This window comes from Cellulomonas sp. P4_B5_2, from assembly GCF_056402235.1.
Map to the genome: position 1 here is coordinate 2,481 of NZ_JBFUHU010000431.1, position 521 is coordinate 3,001.

The 521-nt window shown below is 71.0% G+C and carries 1 protein-coding gene; it reads right to left on the reverse strand.

Going from position 1 to position 521, the window contains the following annotated elements; translation table 11 throughout:
• Positions 1–40: 40 nt before the first annotated feature.
• On the reverse strand, positions 41–521 hold a 481-nt coding region (locus tag AC1DUQ_RS20645), incomplete at its 5' end, for an NADPH-dependent F420 reductase (RefSeq protein ID WP_477074510.1).

A 521-nucleotide genomic window follows, 5' to 3' on the forward strand; every position in this document is an offset into this window, starting at 1 on the left:
GGCGCAGTGAGGGGAGCGCAGGCCGTCCGGTACTTCTGCGTCACATGTCGCGGTAGCGCACAGCCTTCGACAGGGCGGCGCGCAGGCCGTCGGCGTCGAACCGCTGGACGTACGCCGCGGTGTCGCGCTGGTAGCGCCAGCCCTCCGAGAGAGCACCGACGTCGACCGCGTCGAAGCCGAGCTCGTCGATCAGCTCGGCCACCGCGGCCCGGGCCTCGTCCGAGTCGCCCGCGACGGCCAGCGCCCGGCGCGCGGGGGTGCCGGCGGGCACACCCTGCGTCGCGAGGTCGCTGAACATGATGTGGTTGAACGCCTTGACCACGTGCGACGCCGGCAGGTGGGTCTGGAGCAGCTCCGAGACCGTCGTCGACTCGTTGTCGAGCGACTCGATGTGGCCGTCGCGCTGCGGGTAGTAGTTGTTGGTGTCGATGACGACCTTGCCGGCCAGCGGCTCGACCGGCACGTCGTTCACGTTCTTGGTGGGGATCGTCACGACGACGACGTCCCCGGCTGCGGCGGCC